Origin of the sequence: Candidatus Ruminimicrobium bovinum (assembly GCF_902760015.1) — a bacterium.
Lineage (GTDB): Bacteria > Elusimicrobiota > Endomicrobiia > Endomicrobiales > Endomicrobiaceae > Ruminimicrobium > Ruminimicrobium bovinum.
Map to the genome: position 1 here is coordinate 1 of NZ_CACWEU010000099.1, position 16,819 is coordinate 16,819.

The window sequence follows — 16,819 nt, forward strand, 5'->3', positions numbered from 1 at the left end:
ATGGAATGTCTATGTAAACGGCGGCAGAATAGATACCGGTCTTGATGTTGTAGAGTGGGCAAAAAAGGTAGTCTCTTTAGGTGCCGGCGAAATTCTTTTGACAAGTATGGATAAAGACGGAACAAAAGACGGTTATGATTTAGCCCTTACCGAAGCGGTTGCAAAAGCGGTTGATGTCCCGGTAATTGCTTCCGGCGGTGCCGGTAAAAAAGAACATTTCGTTGATGTTTGCAAAGTTGGTGCATCTGCCGTGCTTGCCGCATCTTTATTTCATTTTAAACAATTGGAAATTGCGGATTTAAAAAATTATATGAGGTTAAATAATATTATCGTCAGATAATAAAAATATATATGACAATATCATTGGACAGCTTAAATCCCGCTCAAAAACAGGCGGTTTTGCAAACGGAAGGTCCGTTGATTATTTTTGCCGGTGCCGGAACGGGTAAAACAAGAGTTATAACATACAGAATTGCATACCTTATAGAACAGGGAATTTCACCGAATAATATTTTAGCGGTTACTTTTACAAATAAAGCCGCTAACGAAATGAAAAAAAGAGTGGAATATCTTGTTCCCGAAAAAGGTCAATTTGTCAGAATATCCACATTTCATTCTTTCTGTACATATTTGTTGACGATTGAAGCAAAAAATTTCGGTATAAATCCCAATTTTTTAATTTATGATGTTTCCGAACAGATAAATGTTATAAAAGAATGTATAAAAGAACTTAATATCGATGATAAAAAATTTAAACCTGCATATTTTGTAAATAAAATAAGCCGTGCAAAAGATGACTTAAAAATGCCAGACGATGTTTTGGCAGATGCCAATATTTTTCAACAAACCGTAGCGGCAGTATATAAATTATATCAGGAAAAATTAAGTAATTACGGTGCACTTGATTTCGGTGATTTGATAATGCAAACCGTTTTCGGTTTGCAAAATAACCCCGAAATATTAAAAAAATATCAGGAAAAATTTAAATATGTAATGGTTGACGAATATCAGGATACAAACCATGCACAATATGTGCTTACAAAATTGTTAACCGATAAGTATAAAAATTTATGTGTTGTAGGTGATGATGACCAAAGTATTTATTCCTGGCGGGGTGCCGATATAAATAATATTTTATCTTTTGAAAAAGATTATCCGCAGTGTGCAAATGTTAAGTTGGAACAAAATTACAGGTCGACGCCGAAAATTTTAAAAAGAGCTTGGAATGTAGTTCAAAATAACGAAGGCAGAGTTGCAAAACAATTGTGGACGGAAAACGAGGATAACGGTGTTATAAATGTTTTTCAAAATATGAACGAAAACGATGAGGCACACAGAACCGTCGATATGATTTTAATAAACAAAGCAAATAATGCAAATTATAAATTGTCGGATTTTGCAATTTTTTACAGAACAAATGCTCAGTCAAGAGCATTGGAAGATGCTTTAAGAAGGAACGGTGTTGCTTATGCAATAGTCGGTTCTTTAAAATTTTATGACAGGGCTGAAATTAAAGATATTATGGCATATTTAAAACTTATACATAATCCGAACGATAACATAAGTTTTAAAAGAATAGTTAATGTCCCGAAAAGAGGAATCGGTAAAACATCAATTGAAAAATTGGAAAGTTTTGCCAAAGAAAAGAGCATATCTCTTTTTGAAGCAATAAAATATGCGGATACAACTGTTGTTTCGCGTGCTTCTCTTGCGGGTTTAAATAATTTCAGAAATACAATTCAAAATTTTATTGATATAAAACAAACCCATACAGTTAAATATATAGTTGAAACACTTATCAATGATATCGGTTATTTAAAGGAACTTGAAGCCGCCGATACTCCGGAGGCAAAAAGTAAAATAGAAAATATAAAAGAACTTGTTTCCGCCGTGCAGGATTTTGAAGACCGTTCACCCGATAAAACATTGGCAGGTTATTTGGCGCAAATTGCACTTGTAAGCGATATCGATACTTGGGAGGATAGTTCCGATAAAGTTACGCTTATGACACTTCATTTGGCAAAAGGTTTGGAATTTAAAAATGTTTTTATAGTCGGGCTTGAAGAAGGGTTATTTCCTTTCGGAGAATATGAAAAAGATAAAAACGAATTGGAAGAAGAAAGACGGCTTATGTATGTAGGTATGACAAGAGCCAAAGAAAATTTATATTTAAGTTGGGCAAGCGAAAGAACTATATTCGGTAAAACAAAATGGAATATGCCGTCAAGGTTTCTTTTTGAAGCGGGATTTACCGAACACTTATCAAACTTTGCGGCAAACAGAATAGTAAAAACAAGAAATGAATTTAATTTCAATAAAGATGTTGAAGTTTCTTTTGAAGATACGATGGATGTTCCTAAACAAACGGACAACAGTCCTTACCAAATAGGAACAATGGTATCACATCCTACTTTCGGTAACGGTAAAATTATAGAAAAATCAGGTTCGGGTGACGATTTAAAACTTATAGTTTTGTTTAACGGCGGTCAATGGAAAAAACTGCTTGCAAAATATGCCAACCTAAAAATTGTTTAAAAAGCTCTCTGCATTTTTTAAATCGTGTGTTGTATCTATAAACACGCAATCTTTTTTGTCAACTCTTCTCAATGTAAGTTCATTGGGGATAACTTTATCTTTTTTACATAAAAAATGTTTCTGTTTTATATTCGGTATTTCTTCCAAATCCAAAGAATCTTTTAACGGTATCAAATCACAATATGTTGTCCAATCTTTATGGTTTAAAAGCCCTGCAATTGTTATCCATTCTGTTACATTCAAGTTGTTTTTATATTGATTTATTATCAAGCCGGTAAGTAAAGCCCCGCCGGAATAACCTATTAAAATTATTTCATTATTGCCGGATATTTTTTTAATTGCTTCAAACATATTGTCAACTGTTTTTTGTGAAAACCTGCCTGTAGTCCAATCCGTTTGATTACAATTTTTATCTTTTATAAATTGGCACGGTCTTGCCAAATACATAATGTTTTCATAATCATCTTCAAATGCTATTTTTTGTAGCACACTGTTTTTAGGTGTAGGGTCATTTGTCGGATAACCTTTTGCCGTATAAGCATTACCGTCGCCTTCAACATATATTTTTATCGGTTTATGTTTATCGGTGATTTTTTGCCAACTTGCTATCGTGTAGTTTTTTGTTTGTATGGGTATATATACAAAGTTTTCCGGAGTTTTTATTTGTTTTAAACCGCAAGAAACAAAAAATATAAAAATAAAAAATAACAAAAATTTTTTATTCATTATGATTATGATTATATATTATTTTTATAAAAATTATAAAATTATTCAATAAATAAATTTGAGTACTGTATAAAATACTCCTTTTTATTGACAAAAAACCGAAGATAATAGTAAAATATATATTCTATATATTAAATATATAAATACTATAAAAGAGGTTATTATGAGTGTTCAAAAATGTGAATTTCAATCAAAAGTATTGGAAAAAAAACCGTGTTTTTTAAAAGCGGAAGTTGAAATACCTGTTGCGGATGTAAAAAAAGAATTGGAAGCAGTTTTTAATGCAATTAAATCTTCGGCAAAGTTACCGGGTTTTAGAGCCGGTAAAGTGCCTATGGATATGGTAAAAAAAGAATATGATGCCGTTGCAAAAGAAAAACTCATTGAAAATTTAATAAAAAATACGGCTTTTAGTGCATTGGAAAAAGAAAATTTTGCTCCTATAGATATGCCTAAAGTAAGTGATATAAATTTTGAAAATGAAGATAAACCGTTTAAGTACGTTTTTGAGGCAGAATGTCATCCCGATATTAAAGCAAAAGATTATAAAGGTATAGAAGTAAAAAAAGAAAAATTTAAAGTTACCGATAAAAATATTGATGCAAATATAAAAGTTATGCTTGACAGAAATGCAAAACTTGTTGTTTCAAAAGACGAAACCGTTAAAAAAGACAGTTTTGTATTGGTTGATTATGACGGTTTTTGCGACGGTGTTGAGGTAAAAGAAATAAAAGCAAAAGAATATTTACTTGATTTGGGTGCAGAAAACACTTTGAAAGGTTTTAAAGAAGGTTTAATCGGTGCAAAAAAAGGTGAACAGAAAGATATTGAAATAGAATATCCTAAAGATTATCCTCAAAAAATGTTGCAGGGTAAAAAAGTTTTATTTAAAACAAAAATAGTTGAAGTTAAAGAAAAGCAATTACCGGAACTTAACGACGATTTTGCAAAAGATATGGGACTTGAGAATTTGGAAGATTTGAAGAAAAAAATGAAAGAAATGTTGGAACAGGAAGAAATAAGAAGACAAAATAATGAAGTTGAAAAACAGATAATAGAACATTTATTGGAAAAAAATAAATTTGAGGTTCCCAAAACGCTTGTTTTACAGCAACAAAAAGTTTTAACCGACAGAATGGCAGATTACATGAAAAGACAAGGTGCTCCGCAGGATTTCATAGATAAGCAAACAGAAGCATCAAAAGATAAATATGCCGACGAAGCAGATAAAAATGTTCGGTTGTCTTATATTTTAAATTCAATTTATGCTTTGGAAAAAATGACTGTTTCAAATGAAGATTTGAAAGAAGAAAAGCAAAAAATGTTAAAAGCAAATCCTTCAAGACAAGATGATGTTGAAAAGTATTTTAATGCACATAAAGAAGATATCGGCGCAACTTTAAAAGAAGATAAATTGTTTAAATTTTTAACCGATAATGCCAAAATTACCGAAACCGAAAAAGAAATGCCGGTAAAATAAAAATTGCAAAGCAATTTTTATTTGATGTATAGGGGAATAGAAGTATAGAGTAGAGGGATAGAAAATTTTGCGAAGCAAAATTGAGGTAAAGATGTATAGAAGTATAGAGATATAACGACACAATTTGTAGTTTCCATACATCTATACATCCAAACAGCCATTCCTCAAAATCACGAAGTGATTTTAGTCCATACTTCCATACATCCATACATCAAAATTTGCACAGCAAATTTTAAGGGGGGTTAAATGCCAAATTTTATACCGACGGTTATAGATAAAAGCGGAAATACATCCGTAGGTTACGATATATATTCAAGACTTTTAAAAGACAGAGTTATTTTTGTTGGCGGGCATGAAAGTGCAATTACAACCGATTCTGCAAATTCTTTAATAGCACAACTTTTATATTTGGATGCCGAAGATAATACAAAAGATATAAATTTATATATAAATTGTCCCGGCGGTATGGTTACCGCGGGGCTTGCCGTATATGATACAATGCAGTATATAAAAAGTCCGATAACTGCTATATGTATGGGAATGGCAATGTCGTTTGGTGCCGTTTTACTTGCTGCAGGCAGTAAAGGTAAAAGGTATGCCCTTCAAAATTCAAGGATAATGATACATCAGCCGTTGATATACGGCGGAGGTCTTTCCGGGCAAGTTACCGATATCGGTATTGAAGCAAAAGAATTGTTAATAACAAAAGAAAAATTGTCTGAAATAATTGCATATCATACCGGACAAAGCAAAGAAAAAGTAATGGCAGATACCGAAAGAAATTATTATATGTCTGCGCAGGAAGCAAAAGAATACGGTATTATTGATGAAGTAATAGTACCGAGGAAAAAATAAAAATGGATAATAACATTAATAATAATATCAATAAGCCGAAGTGTTCCTTTTGCGGAAGTGAACAAACAAAAAACGGTAAATTTATCGGTAACGGTAAAGTGTTAATTTGTTCCGATTGTATAAAAAGAGCAAATAAAGTTTTAAATAGCATAGAGCAGAAAGAAGTTACCGAAAGTTTTAAAGAAGTTCCGAATCCGAGAGAAATAAAAAAGTTTTTGGATAAATATGTTATAGGTCAGGAACAGGCAAAAAAAATTTTATCGGTTGCGGTGTATAATCATTACAAAAGAATTTTAAATATGGCTTCTTCCGATAATGATGTTGAACTTCAAAAGTCAAATATTTTGCTTGTAGGTCCTACCGGAACGGGTAAAACTTTACTTGCACAAACATTGGCAAAAATGCTTGATGTTCCTTTTGCAATTTCGGATGCAACAACTTTAACTGAAGCGGGTTATGTAGGTGAAGATGTTGAAAATATTTTGTTACGGCTTTTGCAGAATGCAAATTTCAACGTTAAAAAAGCACAGATGGGGATAATTTATATAGATGAAATAGATAAAATAGCAAGAAAGTCCGAAAACACTTCGATAACAAGAGATGTTTCCGGTGAAGGTGTTCAACAGGCATTGCTTAAAATTATTGAAGGAACCGTAGCAAATGTTCCGCCGCAGGGCGGCAGAAAACATCCCCAACAGGAATTTATTGCACTTGATACAACAAATATTTTATTTATTTGCGGCGGTGCTTTTGACGGTATAGAAAAGATTATTGAAAGAAGAACCAACAAAAAAATTGTCGGCTTTTTAAATGATAACAGCGGTAATAAGGAAAAAAGATTGCAGGATAAAGATAAAATTTTACGCGATATTCAAACACAGGATTTAATAAAATTCGGGCTTATTCCGGAACTTGTGGGAAGACTGCCGGTAGTATCAACATTGGAACATTTAACCGTTGATGATTTTGTCCGTATATTAAAAGAACCCAAAAATTCTTTGGTTAAACAATATATAAAAATTTTTGCAAATGAAAATATAGAACTTATTTTTGAAGATGATGCCTTAAAAGAAATTGCCAAACTTGCAATAGAAAGAAAATCCGGTGCAAGGGGCTTAAGGTCAATGCTTGAAAGTATATTGTTGGAAACGATGTATTCCAAGTTTAAAGATGATAAAGTTCAAAAATGTATTGTCGATTTGGATACGGTTAGGAAAAAAACTCAGCCGAAAATTGTTTATAAAAACAAGGAGATAGCATGAGTGATATAGATAAAAATTTTAAAGAAATACCGAAATCGTTGCCTATGCTTCCTGTCAGGGATGTTGTTTTATTTCCCGCGATGGTACTTCCTTTGGCTGTTGGAAGGGATAAATCAGTAAGAGCATTGGAAGAAGCAATGACATCGGGCAGATATATTTTTATTGTTACACAAAAAAATTTACAAATAGAAGATCCGTCGCCTAATGATATTTATCAAATAGGAACGGTTTGTGAAGTTTTACAAATGCTTAAAATGCCCGACGGAACATTAAAAGTTTTGGTTGAAAGTATAACAAGGGCCGAGTGGACGGACTTCAGGTTAAGTGATAAAGGGTATGTTGAGGTGGGGATAAACATATTTAACGATGCCGTTGATAAAACACCTGAAGTTGAAGCGGCGATGAGAAGTACAATATCTTTATTTGAACAATATGTAAAACTTAACCCCAGAATGCCTATGGAAATTTCAATTTCCATTTCAAATATTCATGAACCTTCAAAACTTGCGGATACCATTGCTTCGCATGTTTCAATAAAACAAAACGAAAAACAATCAATATTGGAAACTGTTTCTCCGTTGGAAAGGTTGGATAAAATAGGACAAATTTTAAATTCCGAAATTGAAATTTTAAATATTGAAAGAAGAATACAAAACAGAGTTCACAGCCAAATAGAAAAAAATCAAAAAGAATATTATTTGAACGAGCAAATGAAGGCGATTCAAAAAGAACTTAAACAAAAAGATGACAACAGTAAAGAAATTGACGAATTAAGAAAAAAAGTTAAAGAAAGTTCAATGTCCGAGCAGGCAAGAAAAGTTGCCGAAAAAGAACTTGACAGAATGGAAAAAATGATGGCAACATCTCCCGAGTCAAGTGTTATAAGAACATATATAGAATGGCTTTTGGATTTACCTTGGCAAAAGATGACGAAAGATAATCTTGATTTGAAAAGAGCAAAAGAAATTTTAGACCAGGATCATTACGGTTTGGATAAAGTAAAAGAAAGAGTTATAGAATATTTGGCGGTTTTATCAAGAGTTAATAAAATAAAAGGGCCGATACTTTGTTTTATAGGTCCACCGGGTGTAGGTAAAACTTCAATAGCAAAATCGGTTGCAAGAAGTTTAGGCAGAAATTTTGTCAGAATTTCCATGGGCGGTGTTAGGGATGAAGCCGAAATAAGAGGACACAGAAGAACTTATATAGGTTCAATGCCCGGTAAAATTATACAATCCATGAAAAAGGCAGGTTCGGGTAACCCTGTTTTTATTCTTGACGAAATAGATAAAATGGGCAGTGATTGGCGGGGCGATCCGTCGGCAGCACTTCTTGAAGTGCTTGACCCGGAACAAAATTATGCTTTCGGTGACCATTATTTGGATGTTGATTACGATTTATCAAATGTAATGTTTATTACAACGGCAAATACGTTAAACAATATTCCGGTAACTTTGCTTGACAGGTTGGAAGTTATAAGGTTTTCCGGATATACCGATGAAGAAAAATTATCTATAGCAAAAAAATTTTTAATTCCGAAACAGAAAAAAGATCACGGTTTAAAAGATGAAGAATTAACTATAGACGATGAAGCGGTTAAAACGATAATTGCAAGTTATACAAGGGAAGCAGGCGTCCGAAACTTAAACAGGGAGATAGCAAACCTTTGCAGGAAAGCCGCTACGGAACTGTCATTAAAAAATAATTTAAAAACGGTTAAAATAGCGGGACAAAAAGTAGAAAAATATTTAGGTGTTGCCCATTATGAAAGGGAAAAAATTTCCGAAAACGATGTGGGGGTTGTAACAGGGCTTGCATGGACGGAAGTCGGCGGCGAAACATTAACAATAGAAGTAAACAAAATGAAAGGTAAAGGAATGTTAAACCTTACCGGACAGCTGGGTAATGTTATGAAGGAGTCTGTTCAAGCCGCGTTTACTTATGTAAAATCGTCGGCAAAAAAATTAAAGATAGATGAAAAAATGTTTAAAAATACGGATTTTCATGTGCATGTTCCCGAAGGTGCCGTTCCGAAAGACGGTCCCAGTGCCGGGCTTGCAATGGCAACGGCTTTGGCTTCGGTATGTATGAATAAACCGGTTAGAAAAAAACTTGCCATGACGGGTGAAATTACATTGAGAGGAAGGGCATTAACCATAGGCGGGCTTAAAGAAAAAGTTTTGGCTGCTTACAGGGAAGGAATAGATATGGTTTTATTCCCGGAGGGAAATAAAAAAGATTTAGTTGATATTCCCGAAAATGTAAAGAAAAAAATAAAAATGATTCCCGTTAAACATATGGACGAAGTTATAAAATATGCTTTTGAAAATAAAAAAAGTAAGTAAAAAATATGAGAGGTGCAAAAATGTACAAAATTTTGATGACTTATGACAGCCAGGAAGGGTTGGATCAATTATTAAATCACCCTGATTTTAAAGTAGAGGTTCATGCAAAACCTTCACCGGAAAAATTTAAAGAAATTATAAAAGATTACGACGGGCTTATAATTCGTTCCGAGGTTAAAGTTACCGCTGAGATTATAGAAGCCGCACAAAAACTAAAATTTATCGGAAGAGCCGGAACAGGTGTTGATAATGTAGATAAAAAAGCAGCCACACAAAAAGGTATAGTTGTTTCAAATGTTCCCGGCGGAAATACAATATCGGTTGCCGAACATACAATAGGGCTTATTCTTTCAATGGCAAGAAATATTCCCGCTGCCGTTACCTCGATGCAGGCACAAAAATGGGAAAAGAAAAAATTTATGGGTAACGAAATATTCGGTAAAACACTCGGGCTTATCGGGCTTGGCAGAATAGGTAATGAAGTTGCAAAAAGGTTATTGTCTTTCGGTATGAAAGTTGTAGCTTATGATCCGTTTGCAAGTGCCGAAGTTGCAAAAAATAACGGAATAGAATTAACAACACTTGACGAAGTATTTAAACAGGCGGATTATTTATCTATACATTCACCTTTAACCGATGATACAAGGGGAATGATAAATAAAGCTAATATTGCAAAAATGAAAGACGGTGTCAGAATTATCAATTGTGCAAGGGGTGCAATAATCAACGATGCCGATTTAATCGAAGCCGTTAAGTCGGGTAAAGTTGCAAATGCGGCACTTGATGTTTTTGTAAAAGAACCTCCCGTTGACTGGTCAATTCAAACAACACCGAATATTATAACAACTCCTCATCTGGCAGCTTCAACCGAAGAAGCCCAGGTTAAAATTGCAATAGAAATGGCGGGTGTTGTTATAGATTTCTTTACGAAAGGTTTGATAAGAAATGCCGTAAATGTTGCAACGGTAGATTGGGATACACAAAAACAAATGATGCCATACATTGAACTTGCCGATAAAATCGGTTCGTTCCAGGGACAAATTGTTGAAGGCGGAATTTCCGAAATTGAATTGAATTATTGCGGAACGGTTTCTGAATTTAAAACAAATCCTTTAACGGTTGCTTATATAAAAGGTTTGTTGGGGCAAATTTTGGATTTGAATATTAATTCGGTTAATGCAATAACGGTTGCAAAAGAAAGAGGTATAAATATAAAAGAAGTTATAGTAAAAGATGTTAAAGATTTTAACAACTTGATACTTGCAAAAGTTAAAACCGATAAAGGCGAATATTCAATAGCGGGAACTTTATTTGATAAACAACAGAGAATAGTTTCAATAAACGGTTTAAATGTTGATGTAAAACCGGAAGGACATAAAATATTTATTAACAATACCGATAAACCGGGTGTTATAGGAACATTGGGAACAATAATAGGTTCCGCTTCAATAAATATTGCAGGTATGACTGTCGGCAGAAAAGAAACAGGTAAACAAGCCGTAACCGTTTTGGAAATAGACGGCGAAGTTTCAGCCGATGTAATATCAAAAATTGCAAAAGTTGAAGGTGTAACAAAAGTTAAAACGGTAATTTTATAAATTTGTTTATAAGTTTATCGGATTATAAGTTGTTTTGTCGTTTTTTTACTGATAGTCCCGTAACTTTGTAACTTTATAAAAATATGAAACAAAAAGCAGCTTTATTAGCGGCAACTCTTTTCGGAACCGGCTATTTCCCGAAAGCACCGGGAACAGCCGGTTCTTTTATAAGCATTCCCTTTATATTTTTAGTTTGTTTTTATTTCGGACTAAAAGGACTTTTAGTTTTAATAATTTGCGGATATATAGTTGCTTTAATATCAATACATGAAGTTTTAAAACGGACAAAACATGACCCCGGTTTTGTGGTTATAGATGAATTTGTCGGGCAATCCGTATCTTTTTTATTTGTTGCAAATTATTTAAAAAATAATATTGATAATTTATGGATATATCTTGCAGGTTTTTTATTTTTCAGATTGTTTGATGTTAAAAAACCTTTTCCTGTAGGGTATATAGATAAAAATATTCTAAATGCAAACGGTGTAATTTTGGATGATGTTGTTGCCGGATTTTATTCGGCAATTATTACCGGTTTGATTGTTATTATTTTTTTATAATTTCAATACTATTTGGTTAAATTATTAAGAATTATATTTTTTACATTTTCCGGAACAGTTCTTTTCGGTAAAGAAAAAACGGTTTTTATAATAAAGTCTTGTGTAAGGTTTTGTAATTTTAATAATTTAATATATTTATTTGCATTTGCAGTATTTAGTTGAGATATATCGCTTGAATCGGTAAATACAACAAATGTTTGAATAAAAGGTCTTAACTTTTCATCTCTGTTATTAAAATTATTATCTCTTAAAATTTTTTCTATTCTTTTACTTACCTGTTTAAATTGATTGTCCGATTGTTCAAATAAATTTCTTCTTTTTTCCGACGTGATTTCCGTTCCGTTTGAAATAACTTTTGTTGCTTCGTTTACACTTCCGCTAAGTTTTGCATTAGGAAAATATTTGGCTTCAAAAAGTAAAACAGAAAACGGTAACGGTGCTGCGGTAAATGCAATGGTATCTATTTCCTGCCCGTTAATAATTATATTGTTTTTAGGTGCAAATTCACCTTGCATAAATATTCTTGACATACCTTTTATTTTTTCACCTACTTCTTTTTCAAAAGCTCTGCCTGCGGCATTTTGTAAATTTGCATTATCCAAAATTGAAGTAAGCACCGTGTTTTTATTTTCCAAATCTTTAAATTTATCCGCAAATGTATCATTATGAGCCAATGCCTTTTTTATTTTTATAATAAGCTCTGTTTCGGTAACCGGTTTTGACATAAAATCAAAAATCATATCTCCTGCTGATTCTGTTACAGATTGTCCGTAAGCTCTTTCCATTGCGGTAAGTAAAATTATTTGTGTCATTTGTGAAGTTGATTTTATAAAAGGCAATATATCTATACCCGTTTCACCTATGCCGAAATGAATATCCAAAATTAAAACATCTATAATATTAGGATTATTTAAAATGAATTTTTTTAATTCTATTGTTGTTGCAAACTGTTTTATTTCAATATTATCAAAATGCTTTAAAAGAGTTCTTTCCAAAGAAGCCCTTATATTACCGTCATCATCGGTTATTGCTATAAGTTTTTTGTGTTCGGTTGCCATTTATCCCTCCCTAACCGGTAAAATAATATCGGTTTGTAAACCTTTAAAACTACCGTTGTTAATATTTTCTGCTGTTATTTTACCGTTTAAAATTTTTACAAAATAGGCGGCATGAATTGTCCCTTCTCCGAGCCGGTTTCCTTTTGAACTTGTAATTTGTTCTTTATATATTTTCGGCAGTGTCAATTCGTCAACGCCTCCCGCATTATCCGTTATTTTTATATGTAAGAAATTATTTGTTATTTCTAAATTTATGGAAATTTGCGCAATAAAACCGTCGTTTAGCAATAATTTTTGCAAGGCAAAAACGGAATTGTCAATAACATTATTTATTGCTATAAACAATAATCTGTTTGCATAACAATAGGAATTAGCGCCCGTTATTTTTTCTTTTAATTCTATTTGTATGTAAGGTTTTAATTTTTCGTTATAATTGTTTATTAATTCGGACAAGCTTTCTTTTATTTCGGAAATAAAAATTTTTCTAAGTCTGCCTGCGGTTAAATCTTCAATATGTTGCCTTGTCTTTTTCTGGTTTTCCAAAATATCATCTTTATACGGTGTTATAACTTTTTCGTATACTTCCGATAATATATCGTTAAAACCTGTTTTTGTTTTTTCCAACTGATTTACAAGGTCATGCCTGCTGCTTCTTAAAAGTTCTATTGTATCACGGCTCCAATTCAGTTCCAATATTTGTAATTTTTGTATTTGTTTATCAAAAGAAGTATGCAAATCCTGCACGGTTTGTTTTTTTATCAATTCGTTTTCGAGGGATATGTTATATGTTAAATTATTATTATGTTTATCAATTAAAATAAAAGCAACAATAAGTATTATAAGCCATAAGAAATTATTTATGTTGGCCGGAATATCGGAAGTCATTTGATAATATTTTATGGGTGTAATTCCGGTTAAATGAATTATTGTCCATAAATAAAACAGAAAAACCGCAACGGAAATTGCAAACAGTATATATATGAAATTTAAAATGTCTGTTTCAAAACCTTTTCCGTATAAAAAATTTTTTCTGAGGTATGATATGTTTTGAATAGTTTCGTTTTCTTTAAAAGGAATAATTAATTTAAAAAACAGAATAATTATTATAATTATTAACGGAATTGTAATCATTTCCGTAAATATAAAGTTTTGAATACTGTCGGTAGGGGATTGTTCAACAATTCTTGTTAAATTTGTATTGGATATGAATTTAACGGTATATATATATATGTAACCTAATATTAAAAATAATATAAATTCTGTTTTGCTTACGGAAGAAACAAAAATTTTAAACCAACTTATATTTTTTTTTATTAAAATTTTTTCGTAATTTTCGGTTAACATTAAAGTATTATATTTTAAAATAGTTAATGATATAATACTGCCTATAAGAACGGTTATTAACATATTCGGAATTTCAATAAACGTTTCTGCGACATAATTTATAATTAAACCGTAAGTTTCATTGTTGCTTATATTAAAAATACTCCTGAAAAGTTCGGTAAAATAAATTGAATACGGTTGTTTAAAAACAGCATCCTGAAAAATAACATTTTTGATAATGGAAGAAGGCAAAGCCAGTAACAACCCTACTGCTATTCCCGCAAATAAAATAAATTTTACTGCAATAAAAAATATATTTTTTATATCACTTTTGGTTTTTAAATTAAAAAGTTTCAACTTTCCGCTTTCTGCAAGCCAACCCCAAAAAATTGCTCCAGTAATATTTGTAATTGCAAGATAAATAAAATAGGGTGATGAAATGTTTGATAAAACTATAGGAGTTGTTATTGCAACAAGTATTGCCCAAACACTTCCTAACGTTATTGCGGCAACAAATGTTCCTACCATATCAAAAGTTAAAAATCTGTAGCTGTTTTCATAAAGGAAAGTATGTCCCGCCCAATTTAATAAAATAGCAAAACAAGCTATAAGAAAATGAAATCTTTTCTCATATATTCCGTTTGCAAATTCTAAAAAGAAATTTTTGATTTTCATTTCTAATATAATAGAAATAAAATTGAATTTTTGCAAGCAAAAAATTGTAAAGCAATTTATAATATTGTAATATTATGGTTAAATTATCAACTTTATAGGGAAAAAATTATGCAAAACAACAGGGAACAATGGAGTTCAAAGATTTTATTTTTGTTTGCCGCTATAGGTTCTGCCGTAGGGCTCGGAAATATTTGGAGATTTCCTTACATAATGGGGGAATACGGTGGTGCTGTTTTTCTTTTTGTATATATGTTTTTTATATTAACAATTTGTGTTATTCCTTTAATTTGCGAACTTTCAATCGGCAAATATACAAAAAAAGAAAATGTAGGTGCTTATGCGATTGTTAATCCTAAACTTAAATTTTTCGGTTGGATAAATGTTATAACCGCTACGGTAATATCATCTTTTTATTTTGTTGTAGGCGGTTGGATAATCCATTATATCTATATAAATTTTATAAACCATAAACTTGAAAATCATTCCGATTATTTTTTAAGTTTTGTAGCATTACCTTTTTTACCTTATATATTAACTTTAGTATTTTTAACTGCATGTGTGTTTTTCGTTTATAGAGGAGTTAATAAAGGTATAGAATTAGGCAACAAAATAATGATGCCGACATTTTTATTGATATTGATTGTTTTAGCGATAGTTTCAATATCTTTACCTAACGGACATAAAGGGTTGGAATTTATGTTCAAACCGGATATGTCCAAAATAAGTTTTGAAATGATACTTGCCGCACTCGGGCAATCGTTTTTTACTTTAAGTATAGGTGCGGGCTGTTTGTTGGTATATGGCAGTTATATGAAAGAAAAAGAAAATATTGTTAAAAATGCATATTTAATAATATTTGCAGATACAATATTTGCTTTACTTGCGGGAATTATGATATTTCCTGCCGTATTTTCTTTCGGTTTAAAATCCGATTCGGGTGCCGGGCTTGTTTTTATAACATTACCGAAAATATTTGCACAAATGCCTTATGGTTCTTTCTTGGCAATTTTGTTTTTTATACTTCTTCTTTTTGCTGCATTAACTTCCGCAATAAGTTTGGCTGAAGTACAAACCGCAGCTTATATTGAAAACTTTCATTTATCAAGGAAAAAAGCAGCCGGCTTGGTGTTTGTTATAATTGCAATACTTGCTTTACCGGTTTCTTTATCGTTTGGTTTTTTGAGTAATGTTAAAATATTTTCAAAAAGTTTTTTTGACTTGTTCGACTTTATAACATCAAATATATTAATGCCGTTAAACTCAATAATAATCTGCATTATATTCGGGTGGTTTGTTAAAATTAAAAAAGTTTTAATTTTTAAAAACGAATATATATACAAACTGTTTTCCGTTTTGGTAAAATATATAGTGCCTTTAGTATTAACAATTTTAATGATTTGCGGTCTTTTAAAGTGAACAAAAAAATTTACTCGGATAACACTAAAAATATTTTTGAAACTATATTCTTATAAGAAATTTTTGTATATACTGTCTACAAAAAATGCCGCCTTTTTTGCAGATTGCAGGAAGCTTGTTTTCTTAATGATGACAACCGTTCTCACCGCCGTGACAATTGTGTTCATGGTTGTGTTCATGATTATGATGAGAACACTGCACATCGGGATTATAGTTTAAAGTTCCATCTAACAAAGCATTTATTGCTTCATCTGCTTTACCGGTTGCTCCCGGATATACGGTTATACCTTCTTGTGTCAAAGCAACTTTTGCACCGCCACCTATACCACCACAAATTATAGTTACTATTCCTAAACTTTTTAACATTCCGGCTAAAGATTCATGAGCTGTTCCATTACTTGAAATTATTTCCGAAGAAACTATTTTTTTATTTTCTATAGTGTAAACTTTAAAATTTTCCGTATGTCCGAAATGCTGAAAAATTTCCCCGTTTTCATAAGTTACTGCTATTTTCATTTTTACTCCTTTTATATTATTTATCTGTTGTTCCTTATCTTCCAATATTATACATCATTTAAGGTTTATTAATAACTAACACTATCCGTTTTTTAATTTATAAAAGTAAAAAAAGACCTTGTTAAAAAATTAACTGAAAAACTTTTTAAAGAAACTGTCGTTTTTCAAAACGGCATCTTTTGGAACTTCACCCATAGTTTTTGCAAATTCAAACAATGCTTTCTTTTGGTCGCTGTTTAAACTTTTCGGAACGGTTACATTTATTTTAACATACAAATCGCCTTTTATTCTTCTGCCTAAAACGGGAAAACCCTGTTCCCTTATTCTAAGTATTGTTCCGGGTTGTGTTCCTTGCGGTATTTTTACTTTAACCGTTCCTTCAAGTACGGGAACATCATATTCCAAACCGAGTGCGGCTTGAGCAAATGTAAGTTTTATTTCGGTATGTAAATCGTCTCCGTCTCTTGTAA

14 protein-coding genes are annotated in these 16,819 nt (G+C 31.8%); 9 read left to right on the plus strand and 5 right to left on the minus strand.

From position 1 onward, the window contains the following. Both ACMUOV_RS03655 and ACMUOV_RS03660 read left to right on the plus strand, forming a co-directional pair. Window positions 1–340, plus strand: a 340-nt coding sequence (locus ACMUOV_RS03655) for a HisA/HisF-related TIM barrel protein (protein WP_413853761.1), incomplete at its 5' end; no start/stop codon positions are given. A gap of 11 nt (window positions 341–351) precedes the next feature. Continuing rightward, window positions 352–2,535 carry an ATP-dependent helicase gene (locus tag ACMUOV_RS03660; RefSeq protein ID WP_413853762.1) on the plus strand — a complete coding sequence of 728 codons (2,184 nt, stop codon included), beginning with the start codon at window positions 352–354 and terminating at the stop codon, window positions 2,533–2,535. Here the strand turns inward: ACMUOV_RS03660 and ACMUOV_RS03665 are convergent. Further along, a complete protein-coding gene (locus ACMUOV_RS03665; protein ID WP_413853763.1) occupies window positions 2,521–3,261 on the minus strand; it encodes a hypothetical protein in 741 nt (246 codons plus the stop codon). The genes ACMUOV_RS03660 and ACMUOV_RS03665 overlap by 15 nt on opposite strands. A gap of 163 nt (window positions 3,262–3,424) precedes the next feature. On the opposite strand from ACMUOV_RS03665, the gene tig reads away from it, so the two are divergent. The 6 genes from tig (at window position 3,425) to ACMUOV_RS03695 (ending at window position 11,361) form a co-directional block, all read left to right on the plus strand. Beyond that, a complete protein-coding gene (gene tig / locus ACMUOV_RS03670) occupies window positions 3,425–4,741 on the plus strand; it encodes a trigger factor (protein WP_413853764.1) in 1,317 nt (438 codons plus the stop codon). A 246-nt stretch (window positions 4,742–4,987) separates the two neighbouring features. After that, on the plus strand, window positions 4,988–5,596 hold the full coding sequence (locus ACMUOV_RS03675; protein WP_413853765.1) for an ATP-dependent Clp protease proteolytic subunit: 609 nt from the start codon (window positions 4,988–4,990) through the stop codon (window positions 5,594–5,596). A 2-nt stretch (window positions 5,597–5,598) separates the two neighbouring features. Beyond that, window positions 5,599–6,858, plus strand: a complete 1,260-nt coding sequence (gene clpX, locus ACMUOV_RS03680; protein ID WP_413853766.1) for an ATP-dependent Clp protease ATP-binding subunit ClpX — start codon at window positions 5,599–5,601, stop codon at window positions 6,856–6,858. After that, window positions 6,855–9,203, plus strand: a complete 2,349-nt coding sequence (lon, locus tag ACMUOV_RS03685; RefSeq protein WP_413853767.1) for an endopeptidase La — start codon at window positions 6,855–6,857, stop codon at window positions 9,201–9,203. The genes clpX and lon overlap by 4 nt, the downstream gene beginning before the upstream one ends. Window positions 9,204–9,223: 20 nt before the next feature. Next, on the plus strand, window positions 9,224–10,801 hold the full coding sequence (serA, locus tag ACMUOV_RS03690; protein ID WP_413853768.1) for a phosphoglycerate dehydrogenase: 1,578 nt from the start codon (window positions 9,224–9,226) through the stop codon (window positions 10,799–10,801). Window positions 10,802–10,884: 83 nt separating this feature from the next. Continuing rightward, on the plus strand, window positions 10,885–11,361 hold the full coding sequence (locus ACMUOV_RS03695) for a phosphatidylglycerophosphatase A (protein WP_413853769.1): 477 nt from the start codon (window positions 10,885–10,887) through the stop codon (window positions 11,359–11,361). Between the two features lie 8 nt (window positions 11,362–11,369). On the opposite strand, the gene ACMUOV_RS03700 is transcribed toward ACMUOV_RS03695, so the two are convergent. After that, window positions 11,370–12,419 carry a response regulator gene (locus ACMUOV_RS03700; protein WP_413853770.1) on the minus strand — a complete coding sequence of 350 codons (1,050 nt, stop codon included), beginning with the start codon at window positions 12,417–12,419 and terminating at the stop codon, window positions 11,370–11,372. Further along, window positions 12,420–14,417, minus strand: a complete 1,998-nt coding sequence (locus tag ACMUOV_RS03705; protein WP_413853771.1) for a hypothetical protein — start codon at window positions 14,415–14,417, stop codon at window positions 12,420–12,422. Between the two features lie 108 nt (window positions 14,418–14,525). Between ACMUOV_RS03705 and ACMUOV_RS03710 the strand changes: the two genes are divergently transcribed. Continuing rightward, on the plus strand, window positions 14,526–15,833 hold the full coding sequence (locus ACMUOV_RS03710) for a sodium-dependent transporter (protein WP_413853772.1): 1,308 nt from the start codon (window positions 14,526–14,528) through the stop codon (window positions 15,831–15,833). A gap of 123 nt (window positions 15,834–15,956) precedes the next feature. Here ACMUOV_RS03710 and ACMUOV_RS03715 read toward each other — a convergent pair whose 3' ends face one another. Together ACMUOV_RS03715 and ACMUOV_RS03720 are read right to left on the minus strand one after the other, a co-directional pair. Next, window positions 15,957–16,349, minus strand: a complete 393-nt coding sequence (locus tag ACMUOV_RS03715) for a NifB/NifX family molybdenum-iron cluster-binding protein (RefSeq protein WP_413853773.1) — start codon at window positions 16,347–16,349, stop codon at window positions 15,957–15,959. A 129-nt stretch (window positions 16,350–16,478) separates the two neighbouring features. Continuing rightward, window positions 16,479–16,819: DnaJ C-terminal domain-containing protein (locus ACMUOV_RS03720; protein ID WP_413853774.1), on the minus strand; the 341-nt coding region annotated here is incomplete at its 5' end.